At 67.4% G+C, this 13,436-nt stretch carries 13 protein-coding genes, 1 tRNA gene and 1 pseudogene; 1 reads left to right on the top strand and 14 read right to left on the bottom strand.

What is annotated here, in order from left to right; all coding sequences use genetic code 11:
• Window positions 1-145: 145 nt before the first annotated feature.
• The 12 genes from RBB34_RS17710 to RBB34_RS17655 all read right to left on the bottom strand — a co-directional run bounded on the left by RBB34_RS17710 (window position 146) and on the right by RBB34_RS17655 (window position 10,642).
• Complete coding sequence (locus RBB34_RS17710) at window positions 146-1,474, bottom strand: S41 family peptidase (protein ID WP_306120595.1); 1,329 nt, start codon at window positions 1,472-1,474, stop codon at window positions 146-148.
• Window positions 1,475-1,479: 5 nt separating this feature from the next.
• Window positions 1,480-2,907 (bottom strand): peptidoglycan DD-metalloendopeptidase family protein, encoded by a 1,428-nt coding sequence (locus tag RBB34_RS17705; protein ID WP_306120575.1) that lies wholly within the window; start codon window positions 2,905-2,907, stop codon window positions 1,480-1,482.
• Between the two features lie 50 nt (window positions 2,908-2,957).
• Window positions 2,958-3,371, bottom strand: coding sequence for a VOC family protein (locus RBB34_RS17700; protein ID WP_306120574.1), 414 nt, complete (start codon window positions 3,369-3,371; stop codon window positions 2,958-2,960).
• A gap of 79 nt (window positions 3,372-3,450) precedes the next feature.
• Window positions 3,451-3,936: a 23S rRNA (pseudouridine(1915)-N(3))-methyltransferase RlmH gene (gene rlmH / locus RBB34_RS17695; RefSeq protein ID WP_306120573.1), complete on the bottom strand. Its 486-nt coding sequence runs from the start codon at window positions 3,934-3,936 to the stop codon at window positions 3,451-3,453.
• Window positions 3,937-3,993: 57 nt separating this feature from the next.
• Window positions 3,994-4,323 carry a ribosome silencing factor gene (rsfS, locus tag RBB34_RS17690; RefSeq protein ID WP_306120594.1) on the bottom strand — a complete coding sequence of 110 codons (330 nt, stop codon included), beginning with the start codon at window positions 4,321-4,323 and terminating at the stop codon, window positions 3,994-3,996.
• A gap of 175 nt (window positions 4,324-4,498) precedes the next feature.
• Window positions 4,499-5,152, bottom strand: a complete 654-nt coding sequence (locus tag RBB34_RS17685; protein ID WP_306120572.1) for a nicotinate-nucleotide adenylyltransferase — start codon at window positions 5,150-5,152, stop codon at window positions 4,499-4,501.
• A gap of 40 nt (window positions 5,153-5,192) precedes the next feature.
• The gene (locus RBB34_RS17680) at window positions 5,193-6,479 is read right to left on the bottom strand and encodes a glutamate-5-semialdehyde dehydrogenase (RefSeq protein WP_306120571.1); all 1,287 of its coding nucleotides are present in this window, start codon (window positions 6,477-6,479) and stop codon (window positions 5,193-5,195) included.
• Between the two features lie 69 nt (window positions 6,480-6,548).
• Entirely contained in the window at window positions 6,549-7,673 is a 1,125-nt protein-coding gene (proB, locus tag RBB34_RS17675) for a glutamate 5-kinase (RefSeq protein ID WP_306120570.1), read from the bottom strand.
• Window positions 7,674-7,676: 3 nt separating this feature from the next.
• On the bottom strand, window positions 7,677-8,735 hold the full coding sequence (gene obgE / locus RBB34_RS17670; RefSeq protein ID WP_306120569.1) for a GTPase ObgE: 1,059 nt from the start codon (window positions 8,733-8,735) through the stop codon (window positions 7,677-7,679).
• 133 nt (window positions 8,736-8,868) lie between these two features.
• Complete coding sequence (locus RBB34_RS17665; protein WP_306120568.1) at window positions 8,869-9,468, bottom strand: GNAT family N-acetyltransferase; 600 nt, start codon at window positions 9,466-9,468, stop codon at window positions 8,869-8,871.
• Window positions 9,469-9,588: 120 nt separating this feature from the next.
• Window positions 9,589-9,849, bottom strand: a complete 261-nt coding sequence (rpmA, locus tag RBB34_RS17660) for a 50S ribosomal protein L27 (RefSeq protein ID WP_306120567.1) — start codon at window positions 9,847-9,849, stop codon at window positions 9,589-9,591.
• Between the two features lie 109 nt (window positions 9,850-9,958).
• Window positions 9,959-10,642 (bottom strand): 50S ribosomal protein L21, encoded by a 684-nt coding sequence (locus RBB34_RS17655; protein ID WP_306120566.1) that lies wholly within the window; start codon window positions 10,640-10,642, stop codon window positions 9,959-9,961.
• 494 nt (window positions 10,643-11,136) lie between these two features.
• Between RBB34_RS17655 and RBB34_RS17650 the strand changes: the two genes are divergently transcribed.
• Window positions 11,137-11,226 (top strand) — tRNA-Ser (locus RBB34_RS17650).
• 84 nt (window positions 11,227-11,310) lie between these two features.
• On the opposite strand, the gene RBB34_RS17645 is transcribed toward RBB34_RS17650, so the two are convergent.
• A complete protein-coding gene (locus RBB34_RS17645; RefSeq protein WP_306120565.1) occupies window positions 11,311-12,204 on the bottom strand; it encodes a hypothetical protein in 894 nt (297 codons plus the stop codon).
• 228 nt (window positions 12,205-12,432) lie between these two features.
• A pseudogene (locus tag RBB34_RS17640) lies at window positions 12,433-13,302 on the bottom strand (integrase core domain-containing protein); the annotation flags it as partial.
• Window positions 13,303-13,436: the final 134 nt, after the last annotated feature.

Genomic DNA, 13,436 nt, shown 5'->3' with positions numbered 1-13,436 from the left:
GCGCCTGCGGTCGCGGGGCAGCGGCGCGTGGAGGTTGGTCATCGGCACAAGCGCGCTTTCATCGGGGATGGCGAATCAAAAAGGCCACCGCCGCGACGATGGCCTTTTGTCCGCTCGATTGGCAATGGCGGTCTTGCCGCGGCCGTCAGTTCGGCAGCGCGTTCGACGGATCGGCGGGGAACGCGGCGTGCGCCTCCTCGCCGCGCAGCAGCGACAGCGCGTATTGAAGCTGGTCGTCCTCGGCGGCCTCCCGCGGCACATAGGCGACCGAGCCCGAGCCGTTCTCGTCCTCTTCCTCGCCCTGGATATGGCCGCGAAGATCGGATTCGCCACGGGCCAGATCGTCTTCGCGATCGCGCAGATCCTCGGGCAGGGTCTGCTGGACCTCGATGTCCGGCGTGATGCCCTTGCCCTGGATCGAGACGCCGGCCGGCGTGTAGTACAGCGCCGTCGTCAGGCGCAGCGCACCGGCATCGCCCAGCGGGATGATGGTCTGCACCGAGCCCTTGCCGAAGGACTGCGTGCCGACAACTGTTGCGCGGCGGTGATCCTGAAGCGCGCCGGCAACGATCTCGGAGGCCGAGGCCGATCCGCCATTGATCAGCACGACGATCGGCTTGCCCTCAAGGATGTCGCCATTGCGTGCCGAAAAGCGCCGGCTGTCGCGATCGTCGCGGCCACGGGTGGAGACGATCAGACCCTTGTCGAGGAAGGCATCGGAGATGTTGATCGCCTGGTCGAGCAGGCCACCGGGGTTCAGCCGCAGGTCGAGCACCAGACCCTCGAAATTGTCTTCGCCGATTTCGTCGATCAACTGATCGAGGCCGTCGCGCAGATCGTCATAGGTCTGCTCGGTGAAGGAGATGACGCGCATGTAGCCGATATCGCCTTCGGCGCGGAACTTGACCGCCTGCACCTTGATGATGTCGCGCACGATCTCGATGTCGATCAGGTCGTCCTCGCCCTCACGCAGGATGGACAGCACGATCGAGGTGTCGACCGGACCGCGCATCATTTCGACGGCTTCCTGAAGGGTGAGGCCGCGCACCTCCTCGCCGTCGATCTCGACGATCATGTCGCCGGCCAGAACGCCGGCCTCCTCGGCCGGCGTGCCGTACATCGGCGTGATCACCTTGACCAGTTCGTCCTCCATCGTCACCTCGATGCCCAGCCCGCCGAACTCGCCGCGGGTCTGGGTGCGCATGTCTTCGGCGTCCTCGGCATTGAGGAAGGACGAGTGCGGATCGAGCGCGGTCAGCATGCCGTTGATCGCGTTCTCGATGAGCTCTCTTTCCTCGGGCTCCTCGACATAGTTGGCGCGCACCCGCTCGAAGATGTCGCCGAAGATGGCGAGCTGCCGATAGGTGTCGCCGTCGGCGGCCCTGGCGCTCATCATCGGCTGTCCGGCCACCAGCAAGGAGGTGGCCGCACCCATCAAGGCGCCGGCGAATAACAAGGTGGCTTTGCGAAACATCGTGGTCATGTCCTTCCTGCGCTGACCCGCTCCCACCAGGGCGAGGGGTCGATCGGCTTTCCGTCTTTCCTGAACTCCACATAGAGCGTCGGATTGTCGTTTTCAGCGGCTGCCGCCGTCACGCCGGCCAATCTTATCTGTCCCATCACGCCGACCGGCTCGCCACCGACGACGAACTGGCCCTGGCTGACTTCGATCCTGTCCATTCCGGCGAGCACGAGATGATGTTCGTCGCCGGCGTCGAGTATCAAGAGGTTACCATACGCGCGAAACGGCCCCGCATAAAGTACCCATCCATCGGCGGGAGCCGTCACGATCGCGTTAGAACTGGTCTCGATCGTCTCGCCACGGGCTGTCCCGCCCAGTCCGTCATCGTCGCCAAATGCGGTGATTGTGCGGCCTGCAACGGGGCGCGCCAGCTGGCCGCGCAGATCGGCAAAGGGCCGCGACGGACTGATGCGCAGCTGCTGGGCGGCCAGTTCCTCGGCGCGGCGGCGGCTCTCGGCGAGGCGATCGCGCGCTTCGCGCTCGGCCCGTTCGGCCGCTTCAAGGCGCGAGCGGGCCTGCTCGCGCGCGCTTTCCTCGGCCGCCCGCTGGGCCTCGATTCGCGCCTGGCGCGCTTCGCGCTCGGCCCGTTCGGCTTCCGCACGCGCGGCCTCGGCCGCCTCGCGCGCCGCCTGCAGGTCGGCCTCCAGCGACATGATGAGCTGCTGCAGGCTGTCGGCCTGCGCGGCCAGCTCCGAGAAGCGCTGCTGCTGGGCGGCCAGTTCCTCGCTGGCGCGGGCCTCGAGCGCACGCTTTTCGTCGACCAGCACGGTCAGCCGCGCCTGCTCCTCGGCCTGCTGCAGGCGGGCCTGGCTGAGCCGGGCGCGCTCTTCGGTCATCGTCGTCGTCAGGTGGGCGAGTTCGCCCAGATCGTCGACGAGCACGCTCGCCTCGGCCCGCATCTGAGGGACCACCGCGCCCAGCACGATGGCGCTGCGCACCGAAGCGAGCGCATCGTCGGGCTTGACCAGGATGGCCGGCGGCGGGTTGAGCCCCATGCGCTGGAGCGCGGCGAGCACCTCCGCGAGCAGGGCCCGCCGCTCCCACAGGCTGGCGCGGATCGCCTCGGACTGCTGTTCGAGATCGGCAAGCTGGTCCTCGAGCGCGATGATGTCGGCGCCGAGCTTGCGCTCGGTCTTGGCGGCGGCGATCAGCGCTGCGGTGATGCCGGCGCGGTCCTTGCGGATCCGCTCGATCTCGGCGGCCAGTTCGGCCGCGCGCTCCCGGGCGACGCCGCGCTGGCGCAGGATCGTCTCGAGCGCCTCCACCGACTGGCTGAGCCGATCCTCCATGTCGGCGGTTTGCCGCTGCGGCGCGTCGGTCTGGGCGAGAGCCGCGACCGGCCAGCAGGCGACCGACGCGCCGACGAAGCCGGCCACGACCAGCATGCGAGATGCGGCACCGGGGCGCCGGCCGCCGCATGGGGGCGCGCCGGACCTCACGACTGCCCGACCGCCTCGCTGATCTCGAAAAGGTGGCCGTCCGGATCGCGAAAGAAGCAGCGCACCTCCATGCCCCAGTCATGCGGTGGCGTGAGAAACCGGGCGCCACGCGCCGAAAGGGTCTCGTAGGCGGCGCGGCAATCGGGAACGCGAATGGTCATGGCGTGGCTGACACGGTCCGGTTCGGCCGGCGGCGCCAACGTCACGTCCGGCTTGTCCTTGGTCGGCCCGCCGCCGGTAACCAGCAGGATCCAGCTTTCGGCGAAGCGCAGCACGATCGATGTGCCGCCATATTCGCGGACGATCTCCGCGCCGAGCACATCGCGGTAGAAGCTGCGCGAGGCATCCATGTCGCCGACGACGAGAATGTGCGTCATCGCCATGGCGTCGGTGGGAAAGGTATCGGCCATCCGGTTGCCTTTCGGGCGCGTGATTTGCCTGTCTGACAGCGAATCTAGACCGCTTCGCGGCGGATGTGAATGATCGGCGTCAGTTGCGATGATAGGGATGGCCGGCCAGAATGGAAGCGGCGCGATAGAGCTGTTCGGCGAGAAGGGCGCGCGCGAGCTGGTGCGGCCAGGTCATCGCGCCCAGGCAAAGCACCCGATCGGCGCGCGCAAGGAGCGCCGGGTTATGGCCGTCCGGACCGCCAATGGCGAAGACGGTGCGCTTGACGCCGATGTCGCGCATTTCGGCCAGGGCATCGGCGAAGGCGCGCGACGACTGCGACTTGCCGGTTTCGTCAAGGGCGATCAGGGCGGTGCCGGGCGCATCGGCAAGGGCCATGCAATGGGCGGATTCGTCGGCCTTGCGGGCCCCGGGCGAACGGGCGCGGCTTTCGGCGATTTCGTGGATGCCGTCCCAGATCAGGCCTGCCTTCGGGCCGAGCTTTGCCAGCCGATCGACGTAGCGATCGGCCAGTTCGCGCTCGGGGCCGGCCTTCATCCGGCCGACCGCAAAAAGCGTCAGCCGCATGCCGGTTGCCGCTCCGGGCGGCCTGTGGGCGACACGACGCGCCTGGCCGCCGGGCGGCTAGTGCAGCGTGTCGGCGAGGTTGTCCTCGGCCCACATCTTCTCGAGCGCATAGAACGCGCGCACTTCGGGACGGAAGATGTGAACGATGACGTCGCCGGTGTCGATCAGCACCCAGTCTGCGGCCGACAGGCCCTCGACCCGGCAGGTGCCGTGACCGGCGTCCTTGAGGGCCCGCAGCAGGTGGTCGGCCACCGCATTGACATGGCGATGCGACCGGCCGGACGCGATGACCATGTGGTCGGCGAGCGCGGACTTGCCTTTGATGTCGATGGTGGTGACGTCGTCTGCTTTGGAATCGCCAAGGCTGCCCAGGACAGTCTTGAGTATCTGCTCCGCAGCGGCCTGGCCGCGAGGATCAGAGGGTGAAGGCGCAAGCTCGGCCTTCTTCAGTGCTTGTGTTCGCAAGAGCTTCCTTTCAGTGAACACCAAACGCCCGCAGGTGATTCGAGACCTGCCGCCCTAAGATAGTCATGGGTGGTTTACAGTTTCAAGACACGCATGTTTACGAGGCGGTAATGTCGGCCCGGGCAGCCAGTTCCCCGTTGCGGATGGCGGTCGAGGACAGCGGCGAGCGCGGCCCATGGATGAACGTCCAGGCCGGCGGGTCGGTGTGGGCGAGCAGCGCGGCGTCGCTTTCGTCCATGCGTGCCTTCCAGAACGTCTTGGCCATGACCGATGACAGGAAGGACAGGGTCGAGCCGGGCCGGTCGATGACCGCGATCGGGAAGGTCATGGCGATGCGGCGCCAGTCCTGCCACAGATGGAAGGTGGCCAGATTGTCCGCGCCCATGATCCAGACGAAACGCACGGCCGGATTGCGCGCCTTGACCACGCGCAGGGTCTGCGCCGTGTAGCGCACATTGTAGCACGCCTCGAAGGCGGTGACCTTGACGCGCGGATCATCGTTGATCGCCTCGGACCAGGCGATGCGGTGGGCCAGCGGCGGCAGGCCGGTGTTCGGCTTGAGCGGATTGCCGGGCGTGACCATCCACCAGACCTGATCGAGCGCGACGCGGCGCAGCGCCAGTTCGGCAACGAGCAGATGCCCGTCATGGGGCGGATTGAACGAGCCGCCGAACAGGCCGACGGCCATGCCCGGCTCGACATGCGGCATGCGCAGATGACGGCGGGCGACGCCTTCGTGCTCGTTGGTCATGTTCGGGGTCCCCCATGCGCCGCCGGGCGCAAGGCTGGCGTCAGGGTCGCGTCTGGCCGGAGCCGCGCACGCGGTAGTTGAAGGAGGTGAGCTGTTCGACGCCGACCGGGCCGCGGGCATGCATCTTGCCGGTGGCGATGCCGATCTCCGCGCCCATGCCGAACTCGCCGCCATCGGCGAACTGGGTGGAGGCGTTGTGCAGCAGTATGGCCGAGTCGATCTCCGCCATGAACCGTTCGACGGCTGCGGGGTCTTCGGCCACGATCGCCTCCGTGTGGCCGGATGAGTAGCGGCCGACATGGTCGATCGCTCCGCCCACGCCGTCGACCAGCGCCACGGAGATGATCGCGTCGAGATACTCTGTCGACCAGTCGGCCTCGCTCGCCGGGGTGGCTTTCGGCCAGGCCGTGCAGACATCGGCGTCGCCGCGCACCGCGCAGCCGGCGGCATCGAGCGCGTCGAGGATCGGCGCGAGCATGCTGGCGGCCGCCTTGCGGTCGACGAGCAGGGTCTCGGCAGCGCCGCAGATGCCGGTGCGGCGCATCTTGGAATTGACGACGATGTCGACCGCCATGCCCAGATCGGCCGAGGCGTCGACATAGACGTGGCAGAGCCCTTCGAGATGGGCGAAGACCGGCACGCGTGCCTCGCTCTGCACCCGCCCGACCAGGCTGCGCCCGCCGCGCGGCACGATGACGTCGATGGCGCCGCCAAGCCCCTTGAGCATCTCGCCGACGGCGGCGCGGTCGGTGACCGGAACGAGCTGGACGGCATCGGCGGGCAGGCCGGCATCCTCCAGCCCCTCGACAAGGCAGGCATGGATGGCGCGCGAGGAGTGCACCGAATCCGAGCCGCCGCGCAGGATCACCGCATTGCCGGCCTTCAGGCACAGCGCGCCGGCGTCGGCGGTCACATTGGGCCGGCTCTCGTAGATGACGCCGATCACGCCGAGCGGCGTGCGCACGCGCTCGATGTGCAGGCCGTTGGGGCGGTCCCAGGCGGCGATGGTGCTGCCCACCGGATCGTCGAGCTCGGCGATGGCGCGAACCCCGTCCGCCATGGCGCCGATACGCGCGGCGGTCTGCTCGAGCCGGTCGAGAAAGGCGTCCGTCAGTCCGGCGTCGCGGCCCGCTTCCATATCGCGCGCATTGGCGGCGAGGATCGTGTCCTGCCCGCGCACGATCGCCTCGGCCATGGCGCCAAGGGCCCGGTTCTTCCGCGCCGGGGTTGCGATCGCCAATGGCGTCGATGCGGCCCTGGCCCGCGCGCCCATGTCGGCCATGAGCGCCTTGACGTCGATGTTGGCGTTGTCCGCGCGCGTGAGCATGGTGTCTTCCCCGGTTGCCAAAGCGCGTTTTACACGGCCCCTTAGGTCAGGGCAACGTCGCCGCGCCAATCAGCCCTTGCGGCTCATCACCATGTCGTCGCGATGGACCATGGCGGCGCGCGGCGCGTGGCCGAGTATGGCCTCGATCTCGGAGGTCTTGCGGCCGGCGATGGCGCGCGCCTCATGGGCGTCGTAGGCGGCAAGGCCGCGCGCGATCTCCTCGCCGGTGCCCTCGATGACGATCGCGACCGTATCGGCCCGTGCGAACTCGCCCTCGACGCGCCGGACGCCGGCGGCGAGCAGCGACTTGCCGCTCGCGAGCGCGCGCGCGGCGCCCTGATCGACGACGACCTTGCCGCGCGGTTCGAGCTTGCCGGCGATCCAGCCCTTCCAGGCCGAGACCGGCGTCTGCGAGGGCGCGAACCATGTGGCCCTGGCGCCCTGGCGCAGCGCCGCCAGCGGATGGTCGCCCGTTCCGCGCGTGATCACCATCGCCGTGCCGGCGGTGGTCGCGATGCGCCCGGCCTCGACCTTGGTGCGCATGCCGCCGCGCGCGGTCTGCGATGCCGATTCGCCGGCCATGGCCTGGATCCGCGGCGTGATCGCCTCGACGAGCGGAATATGGACGGCGTCGGGATCGGCGGCGGGCGGCGCGGAGTAGAGCCCGTCGACATCGGAGAGCAGCACGAGCAGGTCGCACCCGGTCATCACCGCAACGCGCGCGGCGAGCCGGTCGTTGTCGCCGTAGCGGATCTCGGTGGTCGCCACGGTGTCGTTCTCGTTGATGACGGGGACGGCCCCAAGCCTGAGCAGCGCCCCGACCGTGGCGCGGGCATTGAGGTAGCGGCGTCGTGTCTCGGTATCCTCGAGCGTGACCAGAACCTGGCCGGTGGTGATGGCGTGACGGGCCAGCGCGGCTTTCCAGGCATGGGCCAGGGCGATCTGACCGGCCGCCGCGGCGGCCTGGCTCTCCTCGAGCCTGAGCGGGCCGGCCGGCATGGACAGCACGGTGCGCCCCAGCGCGATCGCGCCCGAGGAGACGACCAGCACGTCGTGGCCCTGACCTTTCAGCTCAGCGATGTCGTCGGCGAGGCTGTCCAGCCACTGCGCGCGCAGCCCATGGGTGGGGTCGACAAGCAGGGCCGAGCCGATCTTCACCGCGATGCGGCGATATCCGGCGAGCGCGGTGCGCATGGCTCAGCCCTCCGGATCGAGCGGCTGCCAGGGACCGGCCTCGGCGGCGCGCCGGCGCTCGGCGTCATCGGCGCGGGCCGCCTCGATCCTTGCCATCAGCGCGCGCAGCACCGCCTCGACGCCGGTGCGCGTGGCCGCCGATACGGCAAGGGGCGTCCTGCCGCAGGCCCTTTCGAGCGCGGCCAGCTGCGCCCGGCGCCCGGCGTCGTCAATGGTGTCGGTCTGCGACAGCGCCACGATCTCGGGCTTATCGGCGAGGCCGTGGCCATAGGCGTCGAGTTCGGCGCGCACGGCGCGATAGCTGGCCGCGACATCGGCCTCGCGCGCCGAAACCAGATGCAGCAGGACGCGCGTGCGCTCGACATGGCCCAGGAAGCGGTCGCCGATGCCCGCGCCCCGCGAGGCACCCTCGATCAGGCCGGGAATGTCGGCGAGGACGAATTCGCGCGCATCGATGCGCACCACGCCGAGACCGGGGTGCAGCGTGGTGAACGGGTAGTCGGCGATCTTCGGCCTGGCGGCGGTCACCGCAGCGAGAAAGGTCGACTTGCCCGCATTGGGCAGGCCGACCAGCCCGGCATCGGCGATCAGCTTGAGGCGCAGCCAGATCCAGCGCTCGGTGCCTTCCTGGCCGGGGTTGGCGCGGCGCGGGGCCTGGTTGGTCGACGACTTGAAGTGGCTGTTGCCGAAGCCGCCATTGCCGCCGCGCGCCAGGCAATAGCGCGCGCCGACCTCGGTCAGATCGCAGATCAGCGTCTGGTTGTCGTCCTCGAAGACCTGCGTGCCGACGGGCACCTTGAGCACCACGTCGGGCGCACTGGCGCCGGTGCGGTTCCTGCCCATGCCATGGGCGCCGGCCCTGGCCTTGAAATGCTGGCGATAGCGGTAGTCGATCAGCGTGTTCAGGCCGGGGACGGCCTCGATCCAGACATCGCCGCCCTTGCCGCCATCGCCACCGTCCGGTCCGCCGAACTCGACATATTTCTCGCGTCGGAACGAGACGGCGCCAGCGCCGCCGTCGCCGGACCGGATATAGACCTTGGCCTGGTCGAGAAACTTCATGTGCCTGTCACGCCCAACCGCATCCGCCTTCGCCCGGCCTTTGCAAGGCTCTCCCGTTAGCGCATCGCCGGGCGACATGCGAGCGGCAATCGGCGCGGTGACACTGGCGCTGGCAGCAAGGACCGAACGCCGGTCAGCGCTCGCCGGCCTTGCGCGCCAGCCACGTCTCCCGGGTCAGGCGAAATCGCTCGATCGCCACGCGGCCGGCGGCCACGGTGTCGATCTCGTCGAGACCGGTGAACTCGAAGCCCTGCTTGATCAGCACCTGGCGCGAGCGCGGATTGACCGTGCGCGAGCCGGCATGGATGACATCGGTGCCGGTGACGCGGAAGGCGAGATCGACCACGGCGCTCGCCGCCTCGGAGGCATAGCCCTTGCCCCACCAGGCCAGGCCGAGCCAGTAGCCGACCTGCAGGCCGCCGAAGCGCGGCGAGTTCTCGACCGCGCACATGCCGATCAGGTGACCGGTCTCGGCGATGGTGATGGCATAGACATAGCCCTCGACCTCACCGTTCTGGACCGCGGAGATGTATCGGACGGCGTCGTCATAAGTGTAGGGATGGGGCATGCGCGCGGTCATCTCGGCGATCTCGCGGCTGTTGGCGATGGTCGCCAGTTCCTCGGCATCGTCGGGCACCGGCATGCGCAGCACGAGCCGTTCGGTCGTCAGAACCGGCGTGTTGAGCGTGAAGGTGCGGGCGCGCGGGGGCGCATACCGATCCGTTGTGTCCATTGGGTTGATCATGGCCATGGTCCGAATCAAAAAGGGGAGTTGGTGCCTGTTCCAACTCCCCTTGACAAACCGATTACATCCCGGGTCGTTGGAACACCGGGCGCCGGATCGCGATCCCGGTCAGTCGGTGGCGGACATCACCGATACATAGGTGCGCCCGTTGGCTCTCTTTCGGAACTGCACCGCGCCGTCGGCGAGCGCGAACAGTGTATGGTCCGTGCCGATGCCCACATTGGTGCCCGGATGCCATTTCGTGCCGCGCTGGCGCACGATGATGTTGCCGGCCGCGACGCTTTCGCCGCCGAACTTCTTCACACCCAGACGCTTGGACTCCGAATCGCGACCGTTGCGCGACGATCCGCCGGCTTTCTTGTGTGCCATGTCTTCTCTCCTGCCGTTGTCGGCATCGCACCGTCGTTGAGGACGGTCATTGCTTCCTTATGGGCACTTGGCAGCGCATGATCAAGTGCCAAGTGCGATCGGTGCCTGATCAGTCCTTGATCAGTTCTTTCGCCTGGGCCTGCCAGTCCTCGATCTGCGCGGCGCTGAAGGGCATGTATTCGTCAACGCGCGCGATGTCCTCGGCCGAAAGCCCGGCGATCTGGGCAAAGGTCGTAATGCCCTGTTCGTTGAGCTGGCGTTCGGCGACCGGGCCGATGCCCTTGATGGTGGTCAGCTTGTCCTTGGCGCCATCGGCCGGCGCGGTGAACAGCGGCTCGGTGAGCCCCTCAGCGGCCGGAGCGGCGGCCCCGGCGGGAGCCGACTGGACCGGCTTGTCTTCCGCCGGCCGGGTGTCGGCCGTTTCGGCCGGGGCGGACGCCGGTTTCGGCCTGGCCGCGGCCTTCTTGGAGGGCTTTGCGCCGCCGGTGAGGATCTCGGAGATGCGCACCGTGGTCAGATACTGACGGTGGCCGCGCTTGCGGCGCGAATTCTGGCGGCGGCGCTTCTTGAAGGCGATGACCTTCTTGCCGCGGCCCTGGCCGATGACCTCGGCGGTGACCATTGCCCCGTCGACGAGCGGCGTGCCGGCGGTGACGTCGGCGCCCTCGCCGACCATGAGCACATCGGTGAACTCGACCATGGCGCCCTCATCGGCGTCGAGCTTTTCGAGCGTCAGCACATCGTCGGCCGCAACGCGATACTGCTTGCCGCCGGTCTTGATGACTGCGAACATCGTTCTTCCTTTCGTGTTCGACACGATCCTCGTGCGCGTGGTGCCCGCTTTTCGTGCTGCCGGTCGGTCGACCGGCTCGATCCGCAAGGCGCGCCCGTGCCCTGGGGCGGCGGCGCGCGGCGCACTGGCCGTCTTCTTGTTCAGTCGTTCGGTTTCGGTGATGGCCGACCGGTTGACCCGGCCCGCCGGTCTTCCTAACTGATCGAGCAGGCCGGTGGCGCCGGTCCGCCAAACCAAAACGCGGCGCGGCCGGGACCACGCACGCTGGCGCTCCTATGCGCGGGCGAGCCGGAATTGTCAAGATGCATAGCCTAGCGGTGGGCGACTGCAAGGGGCGAGCCGCGCCGGTGGCGGCCTCACGCGACACGGTGCCGTCGCGCCCTGGCCGGGCCGTTGGCGTTCTTGCCGGGCCGGCGGCGTCCTTGCCGGGCAAAGAGCGGCCACGTGTCTTGTGTTTGGCCGCTTGCGGCGCTAGAGAGCGCGGCACCGCGTGCGGAGAGGTGGCTGAGTGGTTGAAAGCGCCGCACTCGAAATGCGGTATAGGGGCAACCCTATCGGGGGTTCGAATCCCTCCCTCTCCGCCACCCTGGAACATAAATGCGAACGCCGTTCGCCGCCGAGCGCGCGATCTTGAGGTGTTGCGGCGGGACTTCGCTGGTAGTGGCGATTTAGTCGGGCCGGCGCAATTGTGGCCGAGGGCTCCGAAGCGGCCACGCTTCATATGCCGCACGGACGGTATCGCTAACGAGGTGGGGATTGAAGCAGTAGAAGGTGGAGCTTGCGATTTCTCCGGGCTCAAACGTCTCTTCGCACACAAACCCGATGATATGGATGCGTTCGCGAATTGTCGGCGCTGCGCGCCCGCGGCAACGTTCCTCGAAAAGACCGGCGATCGGATCATTCACACCGCTCATTGGATTAGGCCATGACCGGATCGCTTCGTCGGGCAACCCATTTGGGCCACTGGCAATGTGGCACCAGTCAAAACGATCTCCGCCGATGCCAATGAACCCACGCGCGTCCACCATGATCATATGGATTTTACCAGCGGGCTTCGGAAACTTCACGGGAGCCCCATTGCGGAAAGCCTTCTCACCAATGCGCTCCTGCGCCTTGATGATCTCGGCTTCTTCGCTCTGAATCTGCTCAGCGAGTGTCGCATTCGGCTGAGGGCTGCTGAGCACGAGCGAGGCGAACACGCCATTACCGTTCGTTGCTGCCTGCACCGCCTCCGACGCTCGAAGTCCAACGAGCTCAACGAGCCACGTCGGTTCTGAGAGCACGCAGAAGTCGACCGTGGTGTCGCCAACACCAGAATTCACTTCGTACTCCGCGCGGGCCGCAGCGTGGTGCAGCGCCTCCGCATAGCGCAACTCAAAAAGCAGCCCGCGCTCGTTGTCTCGGACCGGACGCCCCGCGGTTCTGTCGTCGAGTCGAATACGGAGGTTGTTCACCGTGTCGGCGGTATGCCCCAGAAGAGGCTCAGCCCATGGGACGCTGGCTAGCGCGTCAGCGGCGCGCAAGGTGGCCACGACCTCCTCAGTGCTCGGCGAATAGAACATATTCCATCATACCTCAACTGAATGCACTCGTCAGTGCACGCGACCCACTGCCATCGCCGGGTTGCGTCAGCCTCGGGTCTCTGCGGCCCCGATCACGGTGGGTCGATTGACTGGAATGGGCCCTTCACGGTCGTAGCGCTATAGCGTAGCAATAGTTCGCGTTTTCGTCGCGCGTGGCCCGCCATTATCACCCTTGTACGACCCGGAGACATTGGTAACAGAATGTACCTAAGACATGGGTGACAACCTCGTGCCGAACGGGTTGTCGATGGTCTGCAAGGTCCTCTGTTCCAGGTCGATATATCCCAGATCATAATGCATGAAGCTGACGAGCCAAATGCCGTCGTCGGCTTCTTTGATGCCGAGCCTCTGGCCGGCGAGCACAGTGGAGACGTTGATCTTCTTTCTTGCCATGCAGATGCGGCCGCAGGCGGTGACGAGGATATCCCTGTCGTGGAAGGGGTAGTCCACGTCCGGCAGGCCCTCATAGGCTTGTGAAGACGGTGCGTAGGCTTCGGCCGGCGTCTTCATGGAAAGCGCCTCGTGCGGGCGTTGCTCATTGAACTCGATGACGAATCGATCGAAGCGGGCCTGCTGCTGGAGTGCGTTCATGCCCGGCGGCCGGGCGGTCTCCTGTTTCAGGGTGCGGTGCATGCGCTCGTGCCTGCCGTTCTCGTGCGGATGGCCGGGTCTGATGCGCTCGATGATGATCCCGAGCCTGAGCCAGAACACCGACGGTTTCGACAGGTTGTACAGACCGTTGGGGCTGGCAAACGGCAGGCCGTTGTCGCTGCGGATGGCGGCGGGCAGGCCGCGTTGCCTGAACAGGCGCAGGAACGTCTCGATGACAGGCTGCTCCTTTGTGCTCTCAAGGGCTTCGCAGCAAAGGATCATGCGCGAGGCCTGGTCGGTCACCGTCAGAGGGTAACAGTAGCGGCCGTCGCCAAGCTTGAACTCGCCTTTGAAATCAGCGCACCAAAGTGCGTTGGGTGCGATGGCCTGCGACAGCGGCGTGCCTTCGGCCTTGGAGCGCCGCCGCTGACGGGCGCGCTTCACCAAGCCGTGGCGGTCGAGCACGGCATGCACGGGACTGTTGGATATTTTGTGCCTGAGGCCTGTTTCCGTCATTGGCTGACGAACCTTTCACCGAAGGCGACGGCGAACTGGGTCTTGGCCTCGAACCACTCGCGGGGCGGCCGTTTCCATTCCTCGGCCGCATGGTTGAGAACCAG

This window comes from Roseitalea sp. MMSF_3546, assembly GCF_030732865.1.
In the GTDB taxonomy this organism is placed as follows: Bacteria; Pseudomonadota; Alphaproteobacteria; order Rhizobiales; family Rhizobiaceae; genus Roseitalea.
This window is presented reverse-complemented; position numbering and strand designations above follow the sequence as displayed.